Annotated in this window: 27 protein-coding genes; 13 read left to right on the plus strand and 14 right to left on the minus strand. The window is 66.7% G+C overall.

What is annotated here, in order from left to right; genetic code table 11:
- Positions 1-13 precede the first annotated feature (13 nt).
- A complete protein-coding gene (locus tag MF609_RS13440) occupies positions 14-2071 on the plus strand; it encodes a S9 family peptidase (RefSeq protein WP_242416797.1) in 2058 nt (685 codons plus the stop codon).
- 132 nt (positions 2072-2203) lie between these two features.
- Here MF609_RS13440 and MF609_RS13445 read toward each other — a convergent pair whose 3' ends face one another.
- From MF609_RS13445 to MF609_RS13470, 6 genes are all read right to left on the minus strand, one after another.
- Positions 2204-3262: a 5-(carboxyamino)imidazole ribonucleotide synthase gene (locus tag MF609_RS13445; protein WP_242416798.1), complete on the minus strand. Its 1059-nt coding sequence runs from the start codon at positions 3260-3262 to the stop codon at positions 2204-2206.
- Positions 3259-3744: a 5-(carboxyamino)imidazole ribonucleotide mutase gene (gene purE / locus MF609_RS13450; protein WP_242416799.1), complete on the minus strand. Its 486-nt coding sequence runs from the start codon at positions 3742-3744 to the stop codon at positions 3259-3261. The genes MF609_RS13445 and purE overlap by 4 nt, the downstream gene beginning before the upstream one ends.
- 442 nt (positions 3745-4186) lie before the next feature.
- Entirely contained in the window at positions 4187-4873 is a 687-nt protein-coding gene (gene gpmA / locus MF609_RS13455) for a 2,3-diphosphoglycerate-dependent phosphoglycerate mutase (RefSeq protein WP_242416800.1), read from the minus strand.
- 35 nt (positions 4874-4908) lie between these two features.
- The gene (locus MF609_RS13460) at positions 4909-5364 is read right to left on the minus strand and encodes a GNAT family N-acetyltransferase (RefSeq protein ID WP_242416801.1); all 456 of its coding nucleotides are present in this window, start codon (positions 5362-5364) and stop codon (positions 4909-4911) included.
- Entirely contained in the window at positions 5361-6473 is a 1113-nt protein-coding gene (locus MF609_RS13465; protein WP_242416802.1) for a M14 family metallopeptidase, read from the minus strand. Before MF609_RS13465 ends, MF609_RS13460 begins: the two co-directional genes overlap by 4 nt.
- On the minus strand, positions 6470-7084 hold the full coding sequence (locus MF609_RS13470; RefSeq protein ID WP_242416803.1) for a DUF4136 domain-containing protein: 615 nt from the start codon (positions 7082-7084) through the stop codon (positions 6470-6472). The genes MF609_RS13465 and MF609_RS13470 overlap by 4 nt, the downstream gene beginning before the upstream one ends.
- A gap of 189 nt (positions 7085-7273) precedes the next feature.
- On the opposite strand from MF609_RS13470, the gene ykgO reads away from it, so the two are divergent.
- Positions 7274-7399, plus strand: coding sequence for a type B 50S ribosomal protein L36 (gene ykgO / locus MF609_RS13475; protein WP_055755695.1), 126 nt, complete (start codon positions 7274-7276; stop codon positions 7397-7399).
- Positions 7400-7631: 232 nt separating this feature from the next.
- Here the strand turns inward: ykgO and MF609_RS13480 are convergent, their stop codons facing one another.
- From MF609_RS13480 to MF609_RS13495, 4 genes are all read right to left on the minus strand, one after another.
- Complete coding sequence (locus MF609_RS13480) at positions 7632-8036, minus strand: hypothetical protein (RefSeq protein WP_242416804.1); 405 nt, start codon at positions 8034-8036, stop codon at positions 7632-7634.
- The gene (locus MF609_RS13485) at positions 8033-8791 is read right to left on the minus strand and encodes an arginyltransferase (protein ID WP_242416805.1); all 759 of its coding nucleotides are present in this window, start codon (positions 8789-8791) and stop codon (positions 8033-8035) included. Before MF609_RS13485 ends, MF609_RS13480 begins: the two co-directional genes overlap by 4 nt.
- A 104-nt stretch (positions 8792-8895) precedes the next feature.
- A complete protein-coding gene (locus MF609_RS13490) occupies positions 8896-9297 on the minus strand; it encodes a GFA family protein (protein WP_242416806.1) in 402 nt (133 codons plus the stop codon).
- Positions 9294-10535: a threonine ammonia-lyase gene (locus MF609_RS13495; RefSeq protein ID WP_242416807.1), complete on the minus strand. Its 1242-nt coding sequence runs from the start codon at positions 10533-10535 to the stop codon at positions 9294-9296. The genes MF609_RS13490 and MF609_RS13495 overlap by 4 nt, the downstream gene beginning before the upstream one ends.
- A gap of 92 nt (positions 10536-10627) precedes the next feature.
- Between MF609_RS13495 and MF609_RS13500 the strand changes: the two genes are divergently transcribed.
- The 4 genes from MF609_RS13500 (at position 10628) to MF609_RS13515 (ending at position 15103) form a co-directional block, all read left to right on the plus strand.
- Positions 10628-11611 carry an SDR family oxidoreductase gene (locus MF609_RS13500; protein WP_242416808.1) on the plus strand — a complete coding sequence of 328 codons (984 nt, stop codon included), beginning with the start codon at positions 10628-10630 and terminating at the stop codon, positions 11609-11611.
- Between the two features lie 180 nt (positions 11612-11791).
- Positions 11792-12658, plus strand: a complete 867-nt coding sequence (locus tag MF609_RS13505; protein WP_242416809.1) for an NAD(P)-dependent oxidoreductase — start codon at positions 11792-11794, stop codon at positions 12656-12658.
- Positions 12658-14328, plus strand: a complete 1671-nt coding sequence (locus MF609_RS13510) for an amidohydrolase (protein WP_242416858.1) — start codon at positions 12658-12660, stop codon at positions 14326-14328. Before MF609_RS13505 ends, MF609_RS13510 begins: the two co-directional genes overlap by 1 nt.
- A 106-nt stretch (positions 14329-14434) precedes the next feature.
- Positions 14435-15103 carry a L,D-transpeptidase family protein gene (locus tag MF609_RS13515; RefSeq protein WP_242416810.1) on the plus strand — a complete coding sequence of 223 codons (669 nt, stop codon included), beginning with the start codon at positions 14435-14437 and terminating at the stop codon, positions 15101-15103.
- 206 nt (positions 15104-15309) lie between these two features.
- Here the strand turns inward: MF609_RS13515 and ctrA are convergent, their stop codons facing one another.
- Both ctrA and MF609_RS13525 read right to left on the minus strand, forming a co-directional pair.
- Positions 15310-16011 carry a response regulator transcription factor CtrA gene (ctrA, locus tag MF609_RS13520; RefSeq protein ID WP_055792254.1) on the minus strand — a complete coding sequence of 234 codons (702 nt, stop codon included), beginning with the start codon at positions 16009-16011 and terminating at the stop codon, positions 15310-15312.
- 192 nt (positions 16012-16203) lie between these two features.
- Positions 16204-17106 (minus strand): LysR family transcriptional regulator, encoded by a 903-nt coding sequence (locus MF609_RS13525; RefSeq protein WP_242416811.1) that lies wholly within the window; start codon positions 17104-17106, stop codon positions 16204-16206.
- Positions 17107-17199: 93 nt separating this feature from the next.
- Between MF609_RS13525 and MF609_RS13530 the strand changes: the two genes are divergently transcribed.
- Together MF609_RS13530 and wrbA are read left to right on the plus strand one after the other, a co-directional pair.
- Complete coding sequence (locus MF609_RS13530; RefSeq protein ID WP_242416812.1) at positions 17200-17898, plus strand: pirin family protein; 699 nt, start codon at positions 17200-17202, stop codon at positions 17896-17898.
- 20 nt (positions 17899-17918) lie between these two features.
- A complete protein-coding gene (gene wrbA / locus MF609_RS13535; protein ID WP_242416813.1) occupies positions 17919-18521 on the plus strand; it encodes an NAD(P)H:quinone oxidoreductase in 603 nt (200 codons plus the stop codon).
- Positions 18522-18552: 31 nt separating this feature from the next.
- Here wrbA and MF609_RS13540 read toward each other — a convergent pair whose 3' ends face one another.
- A complete protein-coding gene (locus MF609_RS13540; protein ID WP_242416814.1) occupies positions 18553-19272 on the minus strand; it encodes a Crp/Fnr family transcriptional regulator in 720 nt (239 codons plus the stop codon).
- 217 nt (positions 19273-19489) lie between these two features.
- Between MF609_RS13540 and MF609_RS13545 the strand changes: the two genes are divergently transcribed.
- Complete coding sequence (locus tag MF609_RS13545; protein ID WP_242416815.1) at positions 19490-20476, plus strand: glycoside hydrolase family 43 protein; 987 nt, start codon at positions 19490-19492, stop codon at positions 20474-20476.
- Positions 20477-20824: 348 nt separating this feature from the next.
- On the opposite strand, the gene MF609_RS13550 is transcribed toward MF609_RS13545, so the two are convergent.
- A complete protein-coding gene (locus MF609_RS13550; RefSeq protein WP_242416816.1) occupies positions 20825-21607 on the minus strand; it encodes a M15 family metallopeptidase in 783 nt (260 codons plus the stop codon).
- Between the two features lie 75 nt (positions 21608-21682).
- On the opposite strand from MF609_RS13550, the gene MF609_RS13555 reads away from it, so the two are divergent.
- The 4 genes from MF609_RS13555 (at position 21683) to MF609_RS13570 (ending at position 24505) form a co-directional block, all read left to right on the plus strand.
- Positions 21683-22336, plus strand: coding sequence for an RluA family pseudouridine synthase (locus tag MF609_RS13555; RefSeq protein ID WP_242416817.1), 654 nt, complete (start codon positions 21683-21685; stop codon positions 22334-22336).
- Positions 22337-22762, plus strand: a complete 426-nt coding sequence (gene arfB / locus MF609_RS13560; RefSeq protein WP_242416818.1) for an alternative ribosome rescue aminoacyl-tRNA hydrolase ArfB — start codon at positions 22337-22339, stop codon at positions 22760-22762. It begins immediately after the preceding gene.
- Positions 22763-22818: 56 nt separating this feature from the next.
- Positions 22819-23301 carry a GAF domain-containing protein gene (locus MF609_RS13565; protein WP_242416819.1) on the plus strand — a complete coding sequence of 161 codons (483 nt, stop codon included), beginning with the start codon at positions 22819-22821 and terminating at the stop codon, positions 23299-23301.
- A gap of 124 nt (positions 23302-23425) precedes the next feature.
- Positions 23426-24505: an RcnB family protein gene (locus MF609_RS13570; protein WP_242416820.1), complete on the plus strand. Its 1080-nt coding sequence runs from the start codon at positions 23426-23428 to the stop codon at positions 24503-24505.
- The last annotated feature ends 2 nt before the right edge of the window (positions 24506-24507 follow it).

Raw genomic sequence — 24507 nt, forward strand, 5'->3', positions numbered from 1 at the left:
CCACATGGGCGGCATGACGAAGCCCATTCCGCCGATCGCCGAACAACGCGCCCATAGTTATGAACGCCACGGGATTACCGTGTCGGACCCCTGGGCGTGGCTGCGCGACCCGAACTATCCGAAGGTCGAGGATGCCGAGGTCCTCGACTATCTGAAGGCCGAGAACGCCTATTTCGATGCGGTGATGGCACCGCACGCCCCCCTAATCGATACGCTGTTCACCGAGATGCGGGGGCGGATCAAGGAAGACGATGCCACCGTGCCGCAGCGCGACGGTGACTGGTGGTACTGGTCCGATTTCGAGACCGGCGGAGAATATCGCCGCTGGTGGCGCCGGCCCGTCGCAGGCGGCGATGACGAACTGATCCTCGACGAACCTGCGCTGGCTAAGGGTAAGGAATATTTCCGGCTGGGCGCGCTGTCGGTCAGCCCCGACGGGCGGCTGCTTGCCTATGCGATCGACGATGACGGCGGCGAGCGGTTCGAGGCGCGGGTCAAGGACCTGACGACCGGCGAACTGCTGGACGATGTGATTCCGGGGACGCTGTCCGAACTGGTATGGACCGCGGATTCGAGCGGCCTCCTTTACGGCCTCGCCAACGAACAATGGCGTACGGACAATGCCCGGCTCCACCGTATCGGCACGCCGATCGAGCAGGATATCGAACTCTACCACGAGGCGGACGAAGGCTGGCGGGTGTCGGTCGGCGAGACCCAGTCGCGACGCTTCCTGGTCATTTCGGCGGGCGATCACGTCACCAGCGAGGTGCGGTTGATCCCGGCCGACGACCCCACCGCCGAACCGCTGCTCGTGAAGGCGCGCGAGGAGGGCGTGGAATATGACGTGGAGGAGCATGACGGCACGCTGTTCGTCCACACCAACGACACCCATCCGAACTTCCGGCTGGCGACCGCATCGCTGGAAGCGCCCGGCGACTGGCAGGAGTTGATCGCCGCCGACCCGCATTTCTACATGACCGGGGTCACGACCTTCGCGAAGCTGTTCGTGGTCGAGGGGCGGCTGGATGGGCTCGATCAGGTCCGGCTGCACGATTATGCTGGCGGGCCGGCGCGGCCGATCGAGTTTCCCGAGGCGAGCTATGTCGTCGGGCTGGGCGACAATCCGGAATATGACGTCGACACGCTGCGGCTTGGCTACGAGTCGATGGTCACGCCGGGGACCGTCTATGACTATGACGTGGCGAGCGGCGACCTGACCGTACGCAAGGTGCAGACGATCCCGTCGGGCTATGATCCGGAGAAGTACGCGACCGAGCGGCTGGAGATCACCGCGCGTGACGGGACGGCGATCCCGTGTTCGGTGGTGTATCCCAAGGATTTCCCACGCGACGGGACGGGCAAGCTGTATCTCTACAGCTATGGCGCGTACGGCTATGCGATCCCGCCGGGTTTCTCGACCAGCCGGATGTCGTTCCTCGATCGGGGCATGGCGTTCGCCATCGCCCATATCCGGGGCGGCGACGACCTGGGCCAGCAATGGTATCTGGACGGGAAGCTGGAGAAGCGGACCAATACCTTCAACGATTTCGTCGATGTGGCGAAGGGGCTGATCGAGCGGGGCTTCACCGACAAGGGCAAGATCGCCATCGCCGGCGGATCGGCCGGCGGGGAGTTGATGGGCGCGGTGATGAACTCCGACCCCGAGCTATGGGGCGCGGTGGTGGCGAGCGTGCCGTTCGTCGACGTGCTGAACACGATGCTCGACGACAGCCTGCCGCTCACCCCCGGCGAATGGCCCGAATGGGGTAACCCGATCGAGGACAAGGCGGCGTTCGAGCTGATCGCGTCCTATTCTCCCTATGATAACGTGACGGCGCAGGCCTATCCGCCAGTGTTCATTTCGGGCGGGCTGAACGACCCGCGCGTGACCTATTGGGAGCCGGCCAAGTGGGCGGCGCGACTCCGCGCGACCAAGACCGACGACAATGTGCTGCTGCTCAAGACCAATATGAGCGCGGGCCATGGCGGCAAGTCGGGCCGGTGGGAGAGTTTGAAGGACGCCGCCGAGGAGATGGCGTTCGTGCTGTGGCAGCTGGGGGTGGAGGCTTAAAGCTCCTCCCCATCCGCTCCGTGCGTCACCCCAGCGAAGGCTGGGGTCTCTGCCGGCTCCTGTTCCGCAGTATTACCGGGAGACCCCAGCCTTCGCTGGGGTGACGAATTGGCGAGTGACGTGAGAGGTGGCCTAACGTTCCACCCTAGTCACATGGCCCATCTTGCGGCCGGCGCGTGCTTCGTGCTTGCCATAGAGGTGCAGGTGCGCGCCCGGTTCGGCCAGCAGCGCCGGCCATGCCGCCACGTCGTCGCCGATCAGGTTCGTCATTTCGACCCGCGCCGCCGTCATCGCGACGCTGCCGAGCGGGAGGCCGAGGACCGCGCGGACGTGGTTCTCGAACTGCGAAGTCTCGCTGCCCTCGATCGTCCAGTGCCCGGAATTATGGACGCGCGGGGCCATTTCGTTGAACACCGCACCGTCGCGCCCGCAGAAGAATTCGAGGGTCAGGACGCCGACATGGTCGAGCGCCTCGGCGACCTTCGCCGCCAGCGCTTCCGCCTCGGCACGCCAGGGTTCGATGGCCGGGGCCGGCACGGTCGAAGTGTCGAGGATACCGTCCTTGTGGACGTTCTTCGGCGCCGGATAGACCGCCGTGGCGCCGTCGATGCCGCGGGCGAGGACGACCGAGAATTCGTCCTCGAAATCGACAAAGGCTTCGAGGATCGCGGGGCCGCCGCCGATGGCATCCCACGCCGCATCGGCATCGGCCGGCGACAGCAGGCGGGCCTGCCCCTTGCCGTCATAGCCGAAGCGGGTCGTCTTGAGCACCGCCGGACAGCCGACGCTGGCGATGGCCGTATCGAGCGCGGCGCGGTCGGCAACCTCGGCCCAGCGTGCCGGGCGGCCGCCCAGTTGCTCGACGAAGCTCTTTTCGCGGACCCGGTCCTGCGCGACGGCCAGCGAGCGGGCGGAGGGGCGGACCTTGTCGCCCAGCGCCTCGATCGGGGCGGCGGCGATATTCTCGAACTCGTAGGTGATGACGTCGACCTGCGTGGCGAACGCCTGCAGCGCGGCGATATCGTCATAGGCACCGCGGCTGTGCGCGAAGGCGATGTCGTTGGCCGGGCCGCTGTCGGGGGCATAGACATGGATGCGATAGCCGAGCTGGGCGGCGGCGACGCCGATCATCCGGCCGAGCTGGCCCGACCCGATGATGCCGATGGTCGATCCGGGGGGCAGCGCGGTCATTGCGGGTCGATCGCCACGCTGTCGGTCTGCGCCGCGCGCCACGCGTCGAGCCGCTGCGCCAAGGCCTCGTCCTGCGTCGCGAGGATCGATGCGGCGAGCAGGCCGGCATTGATCGCGCCTGCCTTGCCGATGGCCAGCGTCCCCACGGGCACGCCGCCGGGCATCTGCACGATCGAGAGCAGGCTATCCATGCCCTTTAGCGCCTTCGATTCGACCGGCACGCCGAGGACCGGCAGGCGGGTCATCGAGGCGACCATGCCGGGCAGATGGGCGGCCCCGCCGGCCCCGGCGATCACGACCTTCAGGCCGCGCTCGACGGCGCTGGTCGCGTAGTCGACCAGCCGCTGCGGGGTGCGGTGCGCGGACACCACCTTGGTTTCATGGGGGACGCCGAGTTTGGTCAGCACGTCGGCGGCGTGCGCCATCGTGTCCCAGTCAGAAGTGCTGCCCATGATAATGCCGACCAGGGTCACGTCGTTCATTGTCTGCCCGTAACGCTTTGGGGGAGCCGCTGCTTAGGGAAGGGGCGGGAACAGGGCAAGCGGAAGGATTCCGTACCGGCATATTCAGGCCCAAAGTTCACAAAGTTCACACTAGTGGCGTGTTTGTGCAGTCGGGCCTTTGGTGGCCAAAGTTCACTAAGTTCACACTCGTGCGCTGTTGGCGCGGTGGGCGTGGCGGTGGTGTTAAAGAGCGGGGCCGGGGTGCGGGGCCGGTGGGGAGTTTGGCGGGGGCGGGGCGTGTAGGAAAGCGGTTTGTTTCCTGCTTTACGCCATCCCTTCCCGTTTGCTTCGAGCGCAGGTTCGAGCATGTCGAGAACCGAAGTCGAGAAGGGGTGCCCCAAACGGGGAGTTCTCGACGGACGCTTCTCGACAGGCTCGAAGCTGCTCGAACCAAACGGATTTGTGAGAAGGAGAAGGGGCGTTACCGCTCGTTCAGATAATAGCGATCGGTCGGCGTCAGGTCGTCCGCCAGTTCATAGACGATCGGCTGGCCGGTCGGGATTTCGAGGCCGGTGATCTCGTCGTCCGGGATGCCCGACAGGTGCTTGACCAGCGCGCGCAGCGAATTGCCATGGGCGGAGATCAGCACGCGCTTCCCCGCCTTCAGCTCGGGCGCGATGCGGCTTTCCCAATAGGGCAGGACGCGGTCGATCGTGTCCTTGAGGCTTTCGGTCTGCGGAATGTCGATCCCGGCATAGCGGCGGTCGGCCGACAGGTCCCACGGGCTGTCCGCTTCCGGCAGGGGCGGCGGCACGTCGAAGCTGCGACGCCAGATCTTGACCTGTTCGTCGCCATGCTTGGCAGCCGTCTCCGCCTTGTCGAGGCCGGTCAGCCCGCCATAATGCCGCTCGTTCAGGCGCCAGTCCTTTTCGACCGGCAGCCACAACCGGCCCATCGACTCCAGCGCGATGTTCAGCGTCTTGATCGCGCGGGTCTGGAAGCTGGTGAAGCACAGGTCGAAGTCATGGCCCTTCTCGGTCAGAAGTTCGCCCGCCGCCTTGGCCTCCGCCTCGCCCTTTTCGGTCAGGTTCACGTCCCACCAGCCGGTGAAGCGGTTTTCGAGGTTCCAGGCCGACTGGCCGTGGCGGATCAGGACGAGCGTGGGCATGGGGCCTCCATTGCGGTTGTTGCGCCGCACCTAGCCTAAAGCGGAAGCGAGAGGAACCGGTTGAAGTCGGTCGAACTATAGCTGCCGAACGCCGGGCAGGGGGCGAAGCCGTTGCGTCGGTACAGCCGGTGGGCGGCGTCGAACATCGGCCCGGTGCCGGTTTCGAGCAGCAAGGCGGTGAGTCCGACGGCGCGGGCGTCGGCGACGATGCGGTCCAGGACCGCCTGCGCGACGCCACGCCCGCGCGCCGCCGGAAGGGTGCGCATCGACTTCACCTCGGCCGTCCCGTCGCCCAGCGTGCGGAACGCGCCGCAGCCGAGCAAGATGTCGCCGTCCCACACCGTGTAGAAGGCGATGTCGGGCGTCGCCAGCGCCGACAGGTCGAGCGCGTAGACGCTGCCCGGCGGCGAACTGGCGTGCATATCGGCCAGATGCGCCGCGAGCAGTCGGGCGGTAGCGGGATGATCCAGGCCGCCCGACCGGACGATCACCGGGTGAAGTCCGCCAATACCTCCAGCCAGCTATGCGCCAGCGCCTTCGCTCGTTCGGGCGACCAGCCATATTCGGGGTCGGGATTGGTATCGTGATCCTTGAACGGCATTTCCAGCGTCATGCTGAGCGCGCCGAAGCGGTTGGCGAGCTGGTTGGTCGACATGGACAGGTTCGCCTGACCGGGGGCCGATACCGGATAGCCGAGCTTCGTCTGGAATTCGGGCGTCGCCGCCGCCCATGCCGCGCCGAACGCGGTGAAGCGGGCACCATGGTCGTCGGTCCAGTTGGGGATGCCTTCATAGCCGGCGATGAAGTTGGCGGGGATCGCTTCGTCGCCATGCACGTCGATGGCGATGTCGACCCCGGTTTCGTCCATCCGGCCCAGCACGCACAGCACTTCGGGGCTGCGCTCGGGTGTCGGCGCGTGCCATTCGCGGTTGAGGTTCACGCCGGCGGCGTTGGTGCGCAGATGGCCGCGGAACGAGCCGTCGGGGTTCATGTTCGGCACGCAGTGGAAGGTCATCCGCTGGCGCAGATCGGCGGCGAGCGCGTCGTTCGGGTCGGTCAGCTTCTCCAGCAGCCCCTCCATGAACCACTCGCACATCGATTCGCCGGAATGCTGGCGGGCATAGGCCCAGACGTTGAGCGGGCCTTCGCCGAGCGTCAGATAGTCGATCGCGCGACCGTCGAGCGTCTGACCCAGTTCGCGGTGCGACATGCCGGGCCGGGCGGCGATACGCGCGATCAGGTCGTCGTGGCGCTCCATCGTATAGGGCGCGAAATAGGCGAACCAGGCGAGGTCGGTATCGATCGTCGCGGTAAAGGTCAGCACGCCATCGGCATAGTCGGTATCGACCTGCCGCCACGCATGACGATCGGTGCTCATCCGCGTGCGATAGCCCGGCCAGCCGAACGCATAGGCCGAGCCGCCGGCATTGACGATGCGGAACGTCAGGGTCCGCCCCCGCGCCCCGGCGACGCGGAAGTGGAACCACTGATAAAAGTCGGACTGGTGATCGGCGACGATGTCGAGGTCGATCACATCGCCCTGGATGGCGACGACGCGGATGTTGCCGCTGTCGAACGCGGCGTTGATGGTGATGCTCATTTCACCGTCGTAGTGATTCCCGACTCGCCTGGGAAGTTTCGGAACAGCGCATTGGCCAGCCGGTCGGCCTGAAACACGGGCTGCGCACCCGGCGTGCTTTCCAGCGAATCGGTGACGGCGCGCCCTTCCCAGATGGTGGTACCATCGCTGCGGCGGCGAATCTGCACGGCCAGTTCGGTGCCGATCACCTCACGCTGGCCGCCGCCAAGCCCGAAGCCGACTCCACCGCCAAGGCCCACGCCACCCCCGCGCCAGCCGCCGCCACCGCCGCCCGCACCAATGCCGATCGATACCGGCGCGCGCTTTTCGACGAAGCCCTTGGTTCCGCGAGTGAACGCGACGCCGACGATCAAATCCGACGGCGTGGTGCCGGCACGGGCGAAGCCGAGCTTTTCCATCTCGCGCGCGACGGCATTGCCATAGGTCTGGAATTCCGGGGTCGCCGACATGTTGGTCTGGACCGGTTCGACCGAGAAGCTGCCTTTCGCGATCGGCTGGCTCAGGTGGAAACGGGTCACTTCGACCGGGCTGATCCGCGATCCGCCGGTGGTGCAGCCGCTCGCCAGCAATGCAGCGGTCGCCGCCAGCCCGAAACCCAACGCCTTCTTCATATCATCTACCCCGAAACAGCCACGGTTCATCCATGACGTATAACGCGCCACATGCTGCCATGGGTTCATTGCGCAAGTGTTTCGATGCGTTGCGGCGGTTCCAGCTTGACGAAAGCGCCGCGCGGCGATAGCTGGGCGCCTCTTTTCCGGCCGTGCGAGCGGCCTCTTTGCCGTTTGAGAGCCGTTCCCATGAAGATCGTCAATTCGCTGAAGTCGCTCAAGGATCGTCACCGGGACAACCGCGTGATCCGTCGTCGTGGGCGCATCTACGTCATCAACAAGACCAACCGCCGCTTCAAGGCCCGCCAGGGCTGATTCGGCATCAGGTAGGCCGGGGCCTGCCCGATATGGTTTCGAACAGGCATCCGATCCTGACGGGTCGGGTGCCTGTTCGTGTTGGTGCCGTCGGATCATTCCAACGTTCGTCACTCCCGCGGAGGCGGGAGGCCATAGACGCTGACGTGTCGGGTCTTGCGCTGGCGTCGGCGGTTATGGATTCCCGCCTTCGCGGGAATGACGAAGGTTGCGAAGAAATTCGATCGTGCCGCTACACCGTATCCGGTCGTGCCGCCGGTACGCGCGGCACGGTGCAGGCGATCAGCACGCGGCGGACGCCGACCGATCCGAAGACGCGGGTCGCATGGCCGGTCGGCACCTTGTCCAGCTCGCGGCGCAATTCGATCGGGAGGGCGGCGAAGGCGGTGTTGCGGCGCTCGGTGATCGAGCCGGAAAAGCGCTTCTCCGCCTTGTACCGCGCGCCGATCGTAGCCGCATCGGCACAGCGCCGGATGGTGCGGGTGTCGGCGGCGAAGATTTCGGTCGCGGCGGTCTGTTCGGCGGGCGACAGGCCGGCTGCCAATTTGATCTCGAACTGGACGATCGTCGCGCGACGCTGCTCCAGCCCGGATGCCGGCTGTATCGCCAGCAACAGCGGGAGCAGCGCGGCGATCATGCCGGTACCGTCGCGGCGGGCTTGTCGTCGAGCAGCGTCCAGCCGGTCGGCCCCAGCACCTCCAGCGGGCGATAGCGCGTCTTGTACGCCATGCGCGGCGATCCCTGCACCCAATAGCCGAGATAGACATGGGGCAACCCGCCGGCGCGCGCGCGGCGGATATGGTCGAGGATGATGAAGTTGCCGAGGCCCGGCCGGGCATGGTCGTCGGTTTCGAAGAAGCTGTAGACCATCGACAGCCCGTCGGCCTGTTCGTCGGTGATGCACGCGCCGACCAGCCGGCCCGGAACGCCGTCCACCGCTGGTTCGCGATATTCGATGACCCATGACGTGACCGGCGAATGCTCGACCATGTCAGCAAAGTCCGATTCGTCCATCGCGGTCATGCCGCCGCCGGGGTGCCGCGCGGTCAGGTAGCGGCGCAGCAGGCGGAATTGTTCGTCGGTCGCCCATGGCTTGCAGGCGCGGATGTCGAGATCGGAATGGCGGCGCATCAGCTTGCGCTGGGTCGCGTTCATCGAAAAATCGCCGGCGACGACGCGGACCGATACGCAGGCGCTGCACCCGACGCAGCTGGGGCGATAGGCGACCGACTGGCTGCGGCGGAAGCCGATCCGGCCGAGCGCTTCGTTCAGCTCGTCGGCATTGTCGCCGCTGAGTTCGGTGAACACCTTCCGCTCCTGCCGCCCCGGCAGATAGGGGCAGGGCGCGGGCGAGGTGACGAAGAACCGGGGAAAACGAAACGGCGCGGTCACCCATTGCTCCTTCGGATCGGGCAGTCCCCGATAGAATGACGGGGTGGATATGGCGATGACAAGACGTGGCGAAAAGCGCGTTAACCGCGAATTTTGCGGGCGGATCAGCCGGCGGGCGGCCCCTCGGCAAATTGCGGCAGGTCATCGGTCAGCACCAGCCATGGCTGCTTGGCGGATACCCAGATATGGTCCGCAGGCGCGAAGCGGTCGGGATGGTCGAGCGTGCCCATCGCCAGGCCGATCGTGCCCGCCGCGACACGCTCAGAAAACAGCGTCGAGCCGCAGGTCGGGCAGAAGCCGCGCCGGACGCCGGTATCGCCGTCATACCACGCGACCGGCCCCTCGATCGTGACCGAGGTGAGCGGCACCATCACCCGCGCGTAGAAGGCGCTGCCCGTCTTGTGCTGGCACCGATGGCAATGGCAGGCGCGGACGTTCATCACCGGCGCATCGCTGCGGTAGCGGCAGGCGCCGCACAGGCAGGCGCCGGTGATGGTGTCGGTCATGCCAGTTCGACCGTGCTCACCTCATAGCCGCCAGCGCGCAACCCTTCGACCAGGCGGTCGAGATGGTCGCGGTCGCGGGTTTCGCATTCGATGTCGGTGATGAGACCCTTGGCCGGCAGCGTGGTGAAGACGCGCTGGTGATAGACCTCGATGATGTTGACGGTGTGTTCGTGGAAGATCTTCGCGACGTGGAACAGCGCGCCGGGGCGATCCTGCAACCGGATGCGCAGGCGGGCGAGCCTCCCTGAGCGGGCGAGGTCGCGCAGCAGGACGTTGGCGAGCAGGCGCGTGTCGATATTGCCGCCGCACAGCACGATGCCGACGGTCTTGCCCTTGAACCGCTGTCCATGGCCGAGCAGCGCGGCGAGGCCGGCGGCACCGGCGCCCTCGACCACGGTCTTTTCGATCTGGACCAGCAGGCTGACGGCCTCCTCCAGCTGGCGTTCGCTGACCAGTACGATGTCGTCGACCAGCGCGGCCACGACCTGTGCGGTCAGGCCGCCGGGCTGCTTGACCGCGATCCCCTCGGCCAGCGTGTCGCCGGCGCAGTCCATGTCGGTGCCGTGCACGCGGTTGTACATCGAGGGGAACAGTTCGGCCTGCACGCCGACGACCTCGATCGGACGGTCCGCCGCCTTGGCGACGGTCGCGATGCCGCTGATAAGGCCGCCGCCGCCGATCGGCACGACCAACGTGTCGAGTTCGGGCACATCCGCCAGCATTTCGAGCGCGACGGTGCCCTGGCCCGCCATGATGCGCGGATCGTCGAAGGGGTGGACGAAGGTCAGCCCCTGTTCGGCCTCCAGCTTGCGGGCATGGGCGTAGGCCGCGTCGAACGTCTCGCCCTCCAGCACCACGGTCGCGCCGTGGCTCTGCGTCTGCATGACCTTAACGGTCGGAGTCGGGCGCGGCATGACGATGGTCACCGGCACGCCCAGACGGTTGCCGTGATAGGCGAGGCCCTGCGCATGGTTGCCGGCAGAGGCGGCGATCACGCCCTTGGCACGGGTCGCTTCGTCGAGTTGCAGCAGGGTGTTGAGCGCGCCGCGTTCCTTGTAAGCGGCGGTGAACTGGAGGTTTTCGAACTTGAGATAGACGGTCGCGCCGGTCAGTTCCGACAGGGTGCGGCTGATGAGGGTCGGCGTGCGGACGATCGATCCGCCGATACGCATTGCCGCCGCACGAACATCGTCGACGGTCAGGGGCAGGGCGGGCGGAGCGATCGGGTTGGTAGCCATCGCGGGCGGGTAGCCGATTTGTACCAAGAGGGGAACCCATCGGGCGGGGCGGCGTCTCTTTGGCGGACCCCCTTAGCCGGAAAGCCGAACCCATGACCGATACCGATCGCCGCACCTTCGTGACGGGTGCCGCGCTGGCGGGCGTCGCCGCCGCCGTGCCCGCTGCCGCGCAGACCGGGGGCGGTGCCGCCGCCCCGACGAGCGCCGCCGCCGCCGCGCATCCCAAGCCGCCCTTTCCGGTGCAGCGTCAGCCCTGGCCCGGCCTTGCGTCCAAGATGACGCCGCGCCCGGACCATGGCGAGCAGAGCTACAAGGGATCGGGACGCCTTGCCGGCAAGCGCGCGCTGATTACCGGTGGCGACAGCGGCATCGGCCGCGCCGCCGCCATCGCCTATGCCCGCGAAGGCGCGGATGTGGCGATCAACTATCTACCCGCCGAGGAGCCGGACGCGCGCGAGGTCGTCGCGCTGATCCGCGCGGCGGGGCGCAAGGCGGTGGCGATCCCCGGCGACCTGCGCGACGAAGGGTTCTGCCGCAAGCTGGTGCAGCAGGCGGCGGCGCAACTGGGCGGGCTGGACATCCTCGTCAACAATGCCGCGCGGCAGCAGACCCGGCCGGACATCGCGTCGATCAGCGCGCAGGACTTCGACGACACGATGAAGACGAACGTCTATGCGCCGTTCTGGCTGACCAAGGCGGCGGTGGCGATCATGGGGCCGGGCGCGGTGATCCTGAACACGTCGTCGGAACAGGCCGGCGATCCGTCGCCCGATATCGTCGATTACGCGCTGACGCGTGCGGCGGTGCTGAACTTCACCAAGGCGATGGCGAAACAGCTGGCGTCGAAGGGCATCCGCGTCAATGCGGTCGCGCCGGGACCGTTCTGGACGCCGTTGCAGGTCAGCGGTGGCGCGACCCCGGAGAAGTTGCAAAGCTTCGGCGGGAGTTCGCCGATGGGGCGGCCGGGCCAGCCGGCGGAGATCGCGGGGCTGTATGTCGCGGCGGCCGATCCGGCGATCAGCTTTTCGACGGGGCAGATTTTCGGGGCGACCGGTGGGGGCGGGCAGCCGGCGTAATTCATCTCCTCGTCACTCCCGCGAAGGCGGGAGTCCATAGACGCTGGCGTTGGCGATCATGCCGGGACGTCGCGTGTATGGATTCCCGCCTTCGCGGGAATGACGACTGCGGAGGGCGCAATGCGTACCTCGCAATATCGCCCTTCCCCACGCCTTCGTAACGCCATACACCCCGGCCCCATGGCAAAACTCGCATTCATCGGTACCGGCGTCATGGGCGCTCCCATGGCCGGTCATCTCGTTTCCGCCGGCCATCAGGTCACCGTCTATAACCGCACCCGTGCGAAGGCGGACGCCTGGGCGGCGAAGCATGGCGGGGCGGTCGCCGATACGCCGGCCGCCGCGGCGGACGGGGCGGACGCGGTGTTCGCCTGTGTCGGTAACGACGACGATCTGCGGCAGGTGACGCTGGGCGACGAAGGCGTGTTCACGACGCTGCGCGAAGGGGCGTTGTTTGCCGACCACACGACCGTATCGGCCGCGATCGCGCGCGAACTGGCCGAGGCGGGGGCCGCGAAGGGGCTGCTGGTCCTCGACGCGCCGGTATCGGGCGGGCAGGCGGGTGCCGAGAATGGCAAGCTGTCGATCATGTGCGGCGGCACGGGCGAGGCGTTCGCGGCGGCTGAGCCGTTGATGACCGCCTATGCCCAGCGCATCGTCCATGTCGGCGATGCCGGCGCGGGACAGACGACCAAGATGGTCAACCAGATCTGTATCGCCGGCGTGTTGGGCGGGCTGTCCGAGGCGCTGCGGTTCGCGCAGGCGTCCGACCTCCATCTGGACAAGGTATTGGAAGCAGTGTCGGGCGGCGCGGCGCAGAGCTGGCAGATGGTCAATCGCTGGCCGACCATGGCCAAGGACGAGTTCGATTTCGGCTTTGCGATCGACTGGATGCGCAAGGACCTGGGCCTCGCGCTCGACGAATCGCGGCGCAATGGGGCGACGCTCCCGGTGACCGCGCTGGTCGATCAATTCTATGCCGAGGTGCAGGCGATGGGCGGTGGACGACAGGATACCAGCGCGCTGGTGCGGAGGATCTCGAAGTGATGCGCTCGGCACTGACCCTTGCAGCGCTGCTGCTGGCCGGGACTGCGCAGGCCGATGGGCTGATCGATAACGTCAATGGCGTGTCGCTGGATTCGCAGGGCCGCGTGGTGCGCTTCGGCGGCATATTGATCGACAAGGACGGCAAGGTCGTTCGGCTGGTGCCCAAGGGCGAGAAGGTCCCGAAAAAGCTCGACTGGCGCAGCGACATGGGCGGCAGGATCGTCATGCCGGGCATGATCGACGCGCATGGCCATGTCATGTCGCTGGGCTATCGTGCGCTCGAACTCGACCTGTCGAAGACGACGTCGCTGTCGCAAGCGCAGGCGGCGATCCAGTCCTATGCGCGCAGCAACGGCAATCGCCAGTGGATACTGGGCGGTGGCTGGAACCAGGAGGCGTGGGGGCTGGGGCGTTTCCCGACCGCAGCCGAACTGGACGCGGCGGCGGGTGACAAGCCGGTGCTGCTGGAACGCGCGGACGGCCATGCGGTGTGGGCGAACAGCGCGGCGATGAAGGCGGCAGGGATCACCGCCAAGACGGTTGCCCCGGCGGGCGGGCGGATCGAATTGTTACCCAACGGACAGCCTTCGGGCGTGTTCGTCGACAGCGCCGCCAGCCTGTTCGATGCGGCAAAGCCCAAGCCGTCCCCGCGCGAACGCAACGCCGCGTTCCTGAAGGCGCAGGAATTGCTGCTGTCGACCGGCATCACCGCGACGGCGGACATGGGCACGTCGGTCGACGACTGGCTGGTGTTCCGGCGGATGGGCGATATCGGCCAGCTGCGCGTGCGGATCATGAGCTATGGCGCGGGCCTCGACACGGCACTGACCGTCGCCGGGGCGGGGCCGACGCCGTGGCTGTACGGCGACCGGCTGCGCATGGGCGGGATCAAGCTGTACGCCGATGGTGCGCTGGGGTCGCGCGGGGCGTGGCTGAAGGCACCGTATAGCGATGCGCCGAAGCAGACCGGGCTGTCGTTCATCAACGATACCACGCTGCTGAACCTGCTCAGCCGGGGCACCATGGACGGGTTCCAGTTCGCGATCCATGCGATCGGCGACCGCGCGAACCGGCAGGTGCTCGACGCGATCGATGAGCTGGCATCGTCGTACAAGGACGACCGGCGCTGGCGGATCGAACATGCGCAGGTGCTCGACCCGGCCGACCTGCCGCGGCTGGGCAAGAACGGCATCATCGCGTCGATGCAGCCGGTCCATGCCACCGGCGACCGGACCATGGCCGAGGCGCGGCTGGGGCCGGCGCGCCTGACCGGGGCCTATGCCTGGGCGACCGTATTGCGCGATGGAGGGCGACTGGCGTTCGGGTCCGACTATCCGGTCGAAAGCCCGAACCCGTTCGTCGGATGGGCCGCGGCCTTTACGCGGGAGGACCCGAACGGGCAGCCGCCGGGCGGCTGGCGGCCCGAGGAGAAGGTGACTCGCGAACAGGCGTGGAAGGCATTCACCCAGGACGCGGCCTTTGCCGGCTTTGCCGAACAGAAATTCGGCTCGCTGCTGCCGGGGCAGAAGGCGGACTTCATCGTGGTCGACCGCGATCCGGCGGTGGCGACCCCCGCCGAACTGCGCGCGACGCGGGTGATCGAGACGTGGGTCGGCGGCTATAAGGCGTGGCCGCTGAAGGATGTGCCGAAGGGTGAGAGCGGGCGGTAGATCGGTCCGATACGGGGAGGATTAACGTGCCATCGCGGTACGGTCTGGATTGGCGGGGTGCGTTGCGGCGTTGCTTGCCCTACATTCCCGGCCGACAGGAGGAGCGATGCGCGTTTCGTTGCGGACCGGATTGGGTGTAGCGATGCTGGTCGGCGTGGTGGGTGTCACGGCGGGCGGAGCAGCCATGCTGCTCAGCGCCGAGCGGCCGGCACCCGTCGCGGCGAAGCCGGCGGTGAGGGTAGCGGCGATCCAGCCGACGCCGGTACCTGTCCCGATCGCGACGCCCGTCGCCGTTTCCACGCCTGCGCCGGAAGCGATGGTCGTTCGCCGCGTGCTGGATATCGACGGCCCGTTCACCCATGGCCGCTGGGTCTGGGACGAGGATGGTGCGCCGGCCGACGGTAAGCTGGTCGTCACCATCGACCTGGATGCGCAGGTGCTGTCGGTGTTCCGCGACGGTTACGAGATCGGCGCGGCGGTGGTGCTCTATGGCGCGGACTGGAAGCCGACACCGCTGGGCGCGCTGAAGATCACCGAGAAGGATGCCGATCATGTCAGCAACCTCTATGGCGCGCCGATGCCATATATGTTGCGGCTGACCAATGACGGCATCTCGATCCATGGCAGCGACGTGCAGGAGGGGGCGGCGACCCATGGCTGCATCGGCGTGCCGACCGCCTTCGCCAGGAAGCTGTTCGGCGTGGCGAAGCTCGGCGACCGCGTGATTATCACCAATGGCAAAAGGCTGGGGATGGGCGGGGCGATTACTGCCTGATTTTTCCGGCCGCACTATTCCCGCCTGCGCGGAGGTATTGTTGGCGGTTGGATTGCGGTCTCGTGCAGGCCCGTTTGCTTCGAGCTTGTGGAGAACCACAGTCGAGAAGGCGTGCCCTAAACTGGGCGTTCTCGACGGACGCTTCTCGACTTCGCTCGAAGCTGCTCGAACCGAACGGAGTTTACGACAGGACGCCGCCCGCCGCCCTACGCGACCGCGGCCTCGACCATTTCGTCCGGTTCGCGCAGGACGTAGCCACGGCCCCACACGGTTTCGATATAATTGTCGCCTTCGCACGCCATGCTGAGCTTCTTGCGCAGCTTGCAGATGAAGACGTCGATGATCTTGAGTTCCGGCTCGTCCATCCCGCCATAGAGATGGTTGAGGAACATTTCCTTGGTCAGGGTCGTGCCCTTGCGGAGCGAGAGCAGCTCCAGCATCGCATATTCCTTGCCGGTCAGGTGGACCCGCGCGCCATCGACATCGACCGTCTTCGCATCGAGGTTCACCGACAGCTTGCCGGTGCGGATGACCGACTGCGAATGCCCCTTCGACCGGCGGACGACGGCGTGGATGCGCGCGATCAATTCCTCGCGGTGGAACGGCTTGGTCACGTAATCGTCGGCGCCGAAGCCGAACGAGCGGACCTTCGAATCCATCTCGTCGATGCCCGACAGGATCAGCACCGGGGTCTGCACCCGCGCGACGCGCAGCTTCTTGAGAACGTCGTACCCGTGCATGTCGGGCAGGTTCAGGTCGAGCAGGATGATGTCGTAATCGTACAGCTTGCCCAGATCGAGGCCCTCTTCGCCCAGATCGGTCGTGTAGATGTTGAAACCTTCGGTCGTCAGCATGAGCTCGATCGCCTTGGCGGTCGTCGGCTCGTCCTCGATCAGCAGCACGCGCATCGGCTCAATTCCCCCGTTTCGCGGCGCGCTATCGTCCCTGACCGGCGCGCAGCGGAAACATTAACGTAAAGACCTATGAAGGCAAAAGGTTAATTTCTTCCTAATCGAAAACTCTTCGTAAATTCCGTTGGTTAAGCGGAATGAAGGGTTCTGGAATGGTAAACGGCCGCGCAGGCGAAAGGTTTAGTAAAATTAACGCTGGTTGCAGCTTCGGCGGAAACGATCGGACAGGAATTCGATCAGCACCTCGACCCGTGCCGGCCGCAAGGTGCCCGGCGGGGTCAGCAGGTGCAGCGCGACGCCGCCGCTGGTCCAGTCGGCCAGCACCGGCTCCAATCGGCCGTCGGCGATCGCCGCATCGACCAGGAAATCGGGCAGGCGCGCGACGCCCAGGCCGGCATAAAGCGCGGGCAGCATCGCTTCGCCATTGTTGATCGTCAGCGAGCCGCTGGGGCGGACCGCCACCTCCTCTTCGCCGCGCCGGAAATGCCACAGCGCGCCGGGCAGGTTGGCATAGCCGAAACAGTCATGGTCGCCGAGATCGGCCGGATGGCCGGGGCGACCGCGTCGGTCCCAATAGGCCGGGGCGCCGACGATGCGGATCGCGACGGGCGCAAGGCGGCGGGCGCGCAGGGAGCTGTCGGGCAGTTCGGCGATGCGCAACGCGATGTCGATTCCCTCCGCGACGATATCGACCTTGGCATCGGACAGGGTCAGGTCGATTTCCACGCCCGGATGCGTCACCAGAAAGTCGGCGATGGCGGGTGCGACATGGGCCAGCCCGAACGACATCGGTGCCGCGACCCGGACGAGGCCCGTGGGCGCGGCGGCGGCATCGCGCGCCTGTTCCTCCGCCGCCTGCGCCTCGGCGAGGATGCGCCCGGCGCGTTCGGCCAGCGACTGCCCGGCATCGGTCAGCGTCAGCCGCCGCGAGGTGCGGTGGAACAAGGTGGTGCCGAGCGACACCTCCAGCCGGGCCACCGCCTTCGACACGGTCGCCTTGGACACGCCGATCGACTGGGCGGCCGCACTGAACGATCGGTGTTCGACGACACAGGCGAACATCGCCCAGGCTTCGAAATCGGGAAGTCGCATTACCCCTCCGTTCGCGAAACGATCGGTTTCCGACGTTTCCATTTACGTCATGATCGCGTGGCCTATCTTGGGGGTCAAGCAAGGAGATCGACGATGATCGACAAACGTGACTTCACCAGCCTGGGCCATGCCGACCATGGATGGCTGAACGCCCGCCACCATTTCAGCTTCGCGAACTATTATGATCCGAAGCGGATGGGATGGGGCGCGATCCGGGTGTGGAACGACGACGAGATCGCCGCGAACAGCGGTTTTCCGCCGCACCCGCACAAGGACATGGAAATCATCACCTATGTCCGTTCCGGCGCGATCACCCATCAGGATTCGATGGGCAACAAGGGCCGCACCGCGGCGGGCGACGTGCAGGTGATGAGCGCCGGCACCGGCGTCCGCCACGCCGAATATAATCTGGAGCCGGAGACGACCCGTATCTTCCAGATCTGGATCGAGCCGCGGCAGAAGGGCGGCGCGCCGTCCTGGGGTGCCAAGCCGTTTCCCAAGGGCGAACGTTCGGGCCGGTTCGTCACGCTGGCCAGCGGGTATGACGAAGACGGCGACGCGCTGCGCATCCGGGCGGAAGCCCGCGTGCTGGGGGCGACGCTGAAGGCCGGCGAAAGCGTGGAACATAGCGTGGGAGACGGGCGTCACGCCTATCTGGTCGCTGCGACCGGCGCGATCACCATCGACGGTGTCGCCTTTCAGGCGCGCGACGGGGCCGCGCTGTCGGGTGGGCAGACCGTCACCATCACCGCGACCGAGGACGCCGAGATCGTCCTGGTCGATTCCGAATAACCGCAACGGAGTAGCGCAACATGTCGAAGGTTCTGGTCCTCTATTATTCGTCCTACGGCCATATCGCGAAAATGGCCGATGCGGTCGCCGAGGGTGCGCGTTCCGCCGGTGCCGAGGTCGACGTCCGCCGCGTGCGCGAAACCGCGCCGGAAGAGGTCGCCAAGTCGGCGGGCTTCGTCGTCGCGGACCATCATGCCGAACTGACCGACCCCAACGAACTGACGAACTATGACGCGATCATCGTCGGCACCGGCACGCGCTATGGCCGGATGTCGAGCCAGATGGCGGCGTTCTGGGACACGACCGGCGGCGTGTGGGCCAAGGGCGGGCTGGTCAACAAGATCGGCGGCGCCTTCACCTCGACCGCGACGCAGCATGGCGGGCAGGAAACGACGCTGTTCTCGATCATCACCAACCTGATGCACCATGGCATGACCATCGTCGGCCTCGATTATGCCTATGAAGGTCATACGGGGCTGGACGAGGTGAATGGCAGCACGCCTTATGGCGCATCGACCATCGCCGGGGGTGACGGCAGCCGTCAGCCGACCGAGATCGAACTGGGCGGCGCGCGGCATCAGGGCAAGCGGATCGCCGAACTGGCCGCGAAGGTATTCGGCTGAGTTGATGCGGGGCGGCCGGAGGGTCGCCCCGCTATGCCGGCGCCCGCCGTTCGAGGTGCAGGTAGCGTGAATCGAATTCAGCGGCAGCCTTCAGCGCGTCGATGTCGTGGATCGTCATCTGCCGGTGACAGGTGGTGACCAGCCCTTCGGCACGCAGCCGTTGCAACACCCGGTTGACATGGACCGGCGTGATGCCCAGCGTGTCGCCCAATTGTTCCTGGGTCAGAGGTAGCGCGAACGTTCCGCCGCTGGTCCGCTCCACCTGGCACATGCGCAGCCAGATTTCGCAGAACAGATGCGCCATGCGCGTATAGGAATCGCGCTGGGCGACATTGACCAGCCATTCGCGCGACACGGCTTCGTCGACCAGTGCCGACCACCAGAAGCCGCGCGCCAGCGCCGGATAGCGGTCGGCCAGGTCGAGGATAACCTGTTTAGGGATCGCCGCGACCCGGGCTTCGCCAACGGCGCGGATCGAATGGTCCATCTGTTCGAAGATGAAGACATGGGGGTCGCACAGGTCGCCGGGAAGGAGATAGGCAAGGATTTGTCGCTTCCCGTCCGGCAGATCCTTGTATCGGCAGGCCCAGCCATCGAGGATCAGGAACGCCTGTTCGGGACGGTCGCCGATGCGGATCAGGTCACGACTTTTCACGGTGAAGGTGTCCTGGCAAACCTGATCCAGGGCGACCCTCTCTTCGTCCGACAAGGCGGCGAAGCTGGTTAACTTGGTCGTAAGCGGGTTCGACATGAGTTCCTCCTGTCGAGATCGGCCGCCGGTGGGTTTTGTCCATGGCGTACCATACTAACTAAGGTTGGTGATGCGACTTCGTTCCAGGGCGTCCGTGAAGCGGTCGTCGGACGGGACGGGACGGGTCGAGCGCACGCCATCCCCTGTCGTTACCGATGGTTGGATTGTTAGCGCTATCGGCTATCATCGTCGTAACGAACGATGATGGAGGGGGCGGATGCGCGGAATTGCGTTGTGGGGCGCGTTGTTGATCGCAGGCGTGGCGGGCGCGCAGGATCGAACCGCGCCGGTGCCGGGTAGCAACCCGATCATCCGCGACAAGTTCACCGCCGACCCCGCGCCGCTGGTCGTCGGCGACCGGCTGTACCTGTATGTCGGGCACGACCAGGCGCAGCGCGACGAGATGTTCAACATGCGCGAATGGCTGGTCTATTCGACCACCGACATGCGCCATTGGACCGACCATGGCCCGATCATGAAAGTCGCCGATTTCAAATGGGCGAAGGCCGATGCGTGGGCGTCCCAGGCGATCTTCAAGAAGGGCAGATACTGGTTCTACGCCGCTGTCGAGCATGACGACACCCATCCGGGGAAGGCGATCGCGGTTGCGGTGGCCGACAAACCTACGGGGCCGTTCGTCGATGCGAAGGGATCGGCGCTCATCACCAACCAGATGACGCCCAAGGGGACGCATAGCTGGGAGGATATCGACCCGACCGTGTGGACCGACCGCGACGGGACGACATGGATCGCCTGGGGCAATCGCCAATGCTATATCGCGAAGCTGAAGCCCAACATGATCGAGATCGACGGCCCGATCACCGAGATCACCCCGCCGCATTTCGAGGAGGGGCCGTGGCTGCACGAACGGAACGGCACCTATTACCTGACCTATGCCTCGCTCGACCGGTCGAAGCATCGCGACGAGCGGGTATCCTATGCCACCGCGCCGTCGATCCGGGGGCCGTGGACCTATCGCGGGGAACTGACGGGGTCGGGCAAGTACAGCTTCACCATCCATCCGGGGATCGTGCAGTATAAGGGCGACTGGTATCTGTTCCTGCACAATGCCACGCTGGCGATCGGCGACCTGAACGGCGCGATCGGGCGGCGGGCGGTGACGGTCGAGCGGCTGCACTATAATGCGGACGGCACGATGCAGCCGGTGGTGCAGACCGGGGCGGGGGTGACGGCTGCCAGATAGAGCGCTTTATTCACGCGAAGGCGCGGTGAGGTGAGGAAGACAGTGGTTCGCGCGGAGACGCGGAGGGGTTGCGTTCGGATAGGACGCGCGGGATCGGAAGACGTCTGGTCCGCCATAGCGATAGATAAGGCCGCCTGCGCGGGTATCCGTGCCGCAAGCGCAACCCCTTCGCGTCTCCGCGCCTCCGCGCGAACCAATTTCTTCTTTTTGTTGGCTTTAGGGAAGGTCTGGGCCTCCTGCGGCGAGGTTCGAGCTATAGCAACAGGGAGATCCCAGCCTTCGCTGGGATGACGTTTGTGGCGCTGGGATGGTGGTTGCGGCGTTGGGATGAAGGGTGCGATTGCCCGGTCAATCGACTTTCGGCTCCGCCGGAAACCGGGTCCGTGCCTGCAGGAAGATAGACCGTGCCGGTGCGGCCCCGGCTTCGGTCGCCGCCGTGCCGACCCAGCGCCAGTGCCATGGTTCCCACTTCACCTGTTGCCGGTTGCCCGGCGGGAACGACATTTCGAAGCCGAAGCGGGCAGCATTGGCGCGTAGCCAGCGGCCGGCGGGGGTGGCGGCGAAACAGGCTTCGGCGTTGCAGAGCGGTGAGGTGCTGGTCCCGAAATCGATGACATAGCCGGTCGAATGCTCGCTATGCCCCGGCGGGGCGGAGGCCCAGGCGCGTTCGGCGAAGCTGCCCGATCCGTTCGCGCCGATCCCGTCGCAAAAGGTCGCCCGCTGCAACGCGACGGACCGGTGGCACGATACCGCGCGCAACGTGCCGGCGATCGCGGGATCGCCATCGGCGGCGGCGAGCAGGCGGGTGAGATCGGCGGCCATCGCCGGGTGAACCTTGCACGATTGCCCGAGCGCAGCGGGCGCATCGACCAGCGCGGTCGCCGGCATGTCGGGATAGGGGAAATGATTGAACAGCCGGCCATCGGCGGTCCGCTGCACCGTGCCGCGTCCGCATAGTTCGACCGGGCCGGTCGGTCCGGCGGGCGGCAGGGCGGTGATGCGCGGCGGTGCGACGACGGGCGTGGGAGCGGGAGTCGGGACCGCGACCGGCGGTGCGGGGGCGGTGGTCGGCGCACAGGCGGACAGGATGCACAGCGGCGGCAACAGGCGGGCGAGGGTGGTTCGGCGCACGAAAGTCTCCGGCTGGACGGGCAGGGGCCGCCAAGCGCACTGGCATGGCGTCACCAACGATGGCAAGGAAGCGCAATGCTTGACGACCTGGTCCTGTTCATCGACGGTGAGGCGATCGTCCTCGACAAACCTGCCGGCCTGCCGGTCGATCCGCCCCGGGACGGATCGCCGAGCATCGTCGGCCGCGCGGACGAACTGCGCTTCACCTTCCAACGCGAACCGACCCCGGTCCATCGGCTGGACCGCGATACCAGCGGGTGCCTGCTGCTCGCGCGCAATCCCAAGGCACATGCCCGGTTCCAGCAGGCGTTCGAACAGGGGCGGGTGACGAAACGTTATCTGGCGATCCTCGACGGCATTCCCGCCGGGGAATCGGGCGAGATCGATCTGGCGCTGGCGAAGGTCAGTACCGCCGAAACCGGTTGGCGGATGGTCGGCGATGCGAAGGGCAAGCCGGCGCGGACCAACTGGCGCGTGCTGCGCACCGTCGGCGACCGGGCGCTGGTCGCGTTGTTCCCGGAAACCGGGCGCACCCATCAGATCCGCGTGCATATGGCCGAGGGACTGGGCTGTCCGGTGGCGGGCGATCCGGTCTATGGCCGGGGCGGGCGGCACGGCATGTTGCTGCACGCCATCGGGCTGATGGTGCCGCGCGACAACAAGCCGGCGATCGACGTTACCGCGCCATGGCCGCGCAGCTTCGTCGCGGCGGGGTTCGAAGAAGCGTAGGTGCCACGCATCCCGATCACCCGGTCGATTTCAATCGACAGCGGCGAACTGGTCGAAAGCTTCACCCGCGCGTCGGGGCCGGGCGGGCAGCATGTCAACACGACCGACAGCGCGGTGCTGCTGCGGTTCGACGTGGTGGCGTCGCCGGGACTGCCGGAGGCGGTGAAGCAACGGCTGGCAGTGCTGGCGGGGTCGCGGCTGACCAAGGAGGGGGTGCTGACGCTGCGCGCCGATGCGTCGCGGTCGCAGGAGATGAACCGGCGCGAGGTGCGCGAGCGGCTGTTCGAGCTGATCCGCGAGGCGACGATCGTGCCGAAGAAACGCCGCGCGACCAAGCCGACCAAGGCGTCGCAGGTGCGTCGGGTCGATGCGAAGAAGGGCCGATCGCAGGTGAAGGCGGGGCGGGGCAAGGTCCGGATGGACTAGCGCGCTCTGTGCGGGGAAGGATTGTGCGACGCGGCTCGGGCGCTACATAGCGCCCCATGTACCAGTTCGACATTGCTGCCGGCGCCAAGGGCGACCTTTATCGCGATCTCCTGTCCGCGCTCGACGCACTGACCGCCGACGAGCGTGATGCCGTCGCGAACATGGCCAATGCCTCGGCGCTGCTGATGCAGTATCTGCCCGACTTGAACTGGGCAGGCTTCTATCGGCTGGTCGAGGACGAGTTGGTGCTGGGGCCGTTTCAGGGCAAGGCGGCGTGCATCCGCATCGCGATGGGGCGCGGGGTGTGCGGGACGGCGGCGGAAACGCGGACGACGCAGCTCGTCGCCGATGTCCATGCGTTCCCTGGCCATATCGCCTGCGACGCGGACAGCCGCAGCGAACTGGTGGTGCCGATCGTCGTCGGCGACCGGCTGATCGGCGTGCTAGATCTCGACAGCCCGCTGCCCGGCCGGTTCGATGCCGAGGACCAGACCGGTTGCGAGGCGCTGGTCGCGCGACTGGCTCCCCGGATCGCCTGACCTGCCCCGGTGCGGGACGGCGGGACCGGGAATCGCGTGATTCGTCGGGAACCGCGGTACGTGATAAGGTTTTGGCAACCATAAGGGCGCGGAGTGAACCGCGCGTCAGGGAGCCGACCCGATCATGCGAACGCCGACCCTTGCCGCTGTAGCGGCGATCCTTGCCTCCACCGGCGTCGCCCATGCGCAGCCGCGCATCGGCCAGTCGCCCGAGGCGCGTCCCCGTGGCCCGGCAATCTATCCCGGGCAGCCGCGCGTCAACCTGCCGGGACCGCGCTGGGGCGGAAAGGTGCGCGGGCGCTGGTATGGCGGTCATTATGCGCCGGGTGGCTGGGCGGCGTACCGGGCGCCGGTGCGTGGCTGGATGCTGCCTCGTTATTGGGTCGCGCCCAGCTTCTTCGTGCAGGACTGGCCAGCCTATGGGCTGACGCGGCCGCAGCCGGGCTATGGCTGGTATCGCTATTACGACGATGCGGTGCTCGCCGATCGTGATGGCCGGGTGTTCGATTATCGGCAGGGTATCGATTGGGATGCGCGCGACGACGGCCGCTATGTCCGCGACGACCGCGCTTATGACCGCTATCTGGCCGAAGACGATCGCCTGCCGCCGCCTCCTCCGCCGCCGGTCGCGCGGCGCGACGACGGGGTCGGTGGCGCTGTGATCGGTGGTGCCGCGGGTGCCGTAGCGGGCAATGTGATCGCCGGTCGCGGCAACCGGCTGGGCGGCACGATATTGGGTGCGGGGGTCGGTGCCCTGGCCGGGACGGCTATCGATCGCGCCGAGGATCGCCGTGCCCCGCCGCCGCCGCCACCTATCCGGCAGGGCTATGGCGCCGACTATCCGTTGCCGGGCGAGGACGTGCCGGTCGCGCCGGACGATGGCTATTATGACGATGCACCCGGCGTCGTATTCGGCCCGATGCGCGAGGAGGTGCAGCCGATCCGCCCCTATCCGCCCGGCGGCTATGTCGAGCGGCATGTCGGCGCACAGCCGGTCGCGCGCAGCTATACGACGACGACCACGACCGAAGGGCCGGGCGGCTATATCGCCAATGGCTATTATTACCCGCCGCGCACGGTGACGACGGTCACGATCCAGAATGCACCTGTCACGACGACCACGACGACCGAGGAAGTCGTGACCTATCGAACCAACCGCCCCGTGCTGCGGCGGGTGCATCCCTCGAAACTGCTGCGACGCTAGGG

The sequence above is a fragment of the Sphingomonas panni genome, assembly GCF_022664435.1.
In the GTDB taxonomy this organism is placed as follows: Bacteria; Pseudomonadota; Alphaproteobacteria; order Sphingomonadales; family Sphingomonadaceae; genus Sphingomonas; species Sphingomonas panni.

What these genes read in the sequence shown, in the direction of transcription:
- MF609_RS13480 (WP_242416804.1), bottom strand. Translation starts at nt 8,036, where the DNA reads ATGATCGCCGCGCTGCTCCCGCTGTTGCTGGCGATACAGCCGGCATCC.
- MF609_RS13465 (WP_242416802.1), bottom strand. Translation starts at nt 6,473, where the DNA reads ATGAGCATCACCATCAACGCCGCGTTCGACAGCGGCAACATCCGCGTC.
- ykgO (WP_055755695.1), top strand. Translation starts at nt 7,274, where the DNA reads ATGAAGATCGTCAATTCGCTGAAGTCGCTCAAGGATCGTCACCGGGAC.
- MF609_RS13495 (WP_242416807.1), bottom strand. Translation starts at nt 10,535, where the DNA reads ATGGCTACCAACCCGATCGCTCCGCCCGCCCTGCCCCTGACCGTCGAC.
- MF609_RS13515 (WP_242416810.1), top strand. Translation starts at nt 14,435, where the DNA reads ATGCGCGTTTCGTTGCGGACCGGATTGGGTGTAGCGATGCTGGTCGGC.
- MF609_RS13565 (WP_242416819.1), top strand. Translation starts at nt 22,819, where the DNA reads ATGTACCAGTTCGACATTGCTGCCGGCGCCAAGGGCGACCTTTATCGC.
- MF609_RS13570 (WP_242416820.1), top strand. Translation starts at nt 23,426, where the DNA reads ATGCGAACGCCGACCCTTGCCGCTGTAGCGGCGATCCTTGCCTCCACC.
- purE (WP_242416799.1), bottom strand. Translation starts at nt 3,744, where the DNA reads ATGAACGACGTGACCCTGGTCGGCATTATCATGGGCAGCACTTCTGAC.
- wrbA (WP_242416813.1), top strand. Translation starts at nt 17,919, where the DNA reads ATGTCGAAGGTTCTGGTCCTCTATTATTCGTCCTACGGCCATATCGCG.
- MF609_RS13525 (WP_242416811.1), bottom strand. Translation starts at nt 17,106, where the DNA reads ATGCGACTTCCCGATTTCGAAGCCTGGGCGATGTTCGCCTGTGTCGTC.
- MF609_RS13540 (WP_242416814.1), bottom strand. Translation starts at nt 19,272, where the DNA reads ATGTCGAACCCGCTTACGACCAAGTTAACCAGCTTCGCCGCCTTGTCG.
- MF609_RS13490 (WP_242416806.1), bottom strand. Translation starts at nt 9,297, where the DNA reads ATGACCGACACCATCACCGGCGCCTGCCTGTGCGGCGCCTGCCGCTAC.
- MF609_RS13555 (WP_242416817.1), top strand. Translation starts at nt 21,683, where the DNA reads ATGCTTGACGACCTGGTCCTGTTCATCGACGGTGAGGCGATCGTCCTC.
- MF609_RS13440 (WP_242416797.1), top strand. Translation starts at nt 14, where the DNA reads ATGACGAAGCCCATTCCGCCGATCGCCGAACAACGCGCCCATAGTTAT.
- MF609_RS13505 (WP_242416809.1), top strand. Translation starts at nt 11,792, where the DNA reads ATGGCAAAACTCGCATTCATCGGTACCGGCGTCATGGGCGCTCCCATG.
- MF609_RS13530 (WP_242416812.1), top strand. Translation starts at nt 17,200, where the DNA reads ATGATCGACAAACGTGACTTCACCAGCCTGGGCCATGCCGACCATGGA.
- MF609_RS13470 (WP_242416803.1), bottom strand. Translation starts at nt 7,084, where the DNA reads ATGAAGAAGGCGTTGGGTTTCGGGCTGGCGGCGACCGCTGCATTGCTG.
- gpmA (WP_242416800.1), bottom strand. Translation starts at nt 4,873, where the DNA reads ATGCCCACGCTCGTCCTGATCCGCCACGGCCAGTCGGCCTGGAACCTC.
- ctrA (WP_055792254.1), bottom strand. Translation starts at nt 16,011, where the DNA reads ATGCGCGTGCTGCTGATCGAGGACGAGCCGACGACCGCCAAGGCGATC.
- MF609_RS13445 (WP_242416798.1), bottom strand. Translation starts at nt 3,262, where the DNA reads ATGACCGCGCTGCCCCCCGGATCGACCATCGGCATCATCGGGTCGGGC.
- MF609_RS13500 (WP_242416808.1), top strand. Translation starts at nt 10,628, where the DNA reads ATGACCGATACCGATCGCCGCACCTTCGTGACGGGTGCCGCGCTGGCG.
- MF609_RS13545 (WP_242416815.1), top strand. Translation starts at nt 19,490, where the DNA reads ATGCGCGGAATTGCGTTGTGGGGCGCGTTGTTGATCGCAGGCGTGGCG.
- MF609_RS13510 (WP_242416858.1), top strand. Translation starts at nt 12,658, where the DNA reads ATGCGCTCGGCACTGACCCTTGCAGCGCTGCTGCTGGCCGGGACTGCG.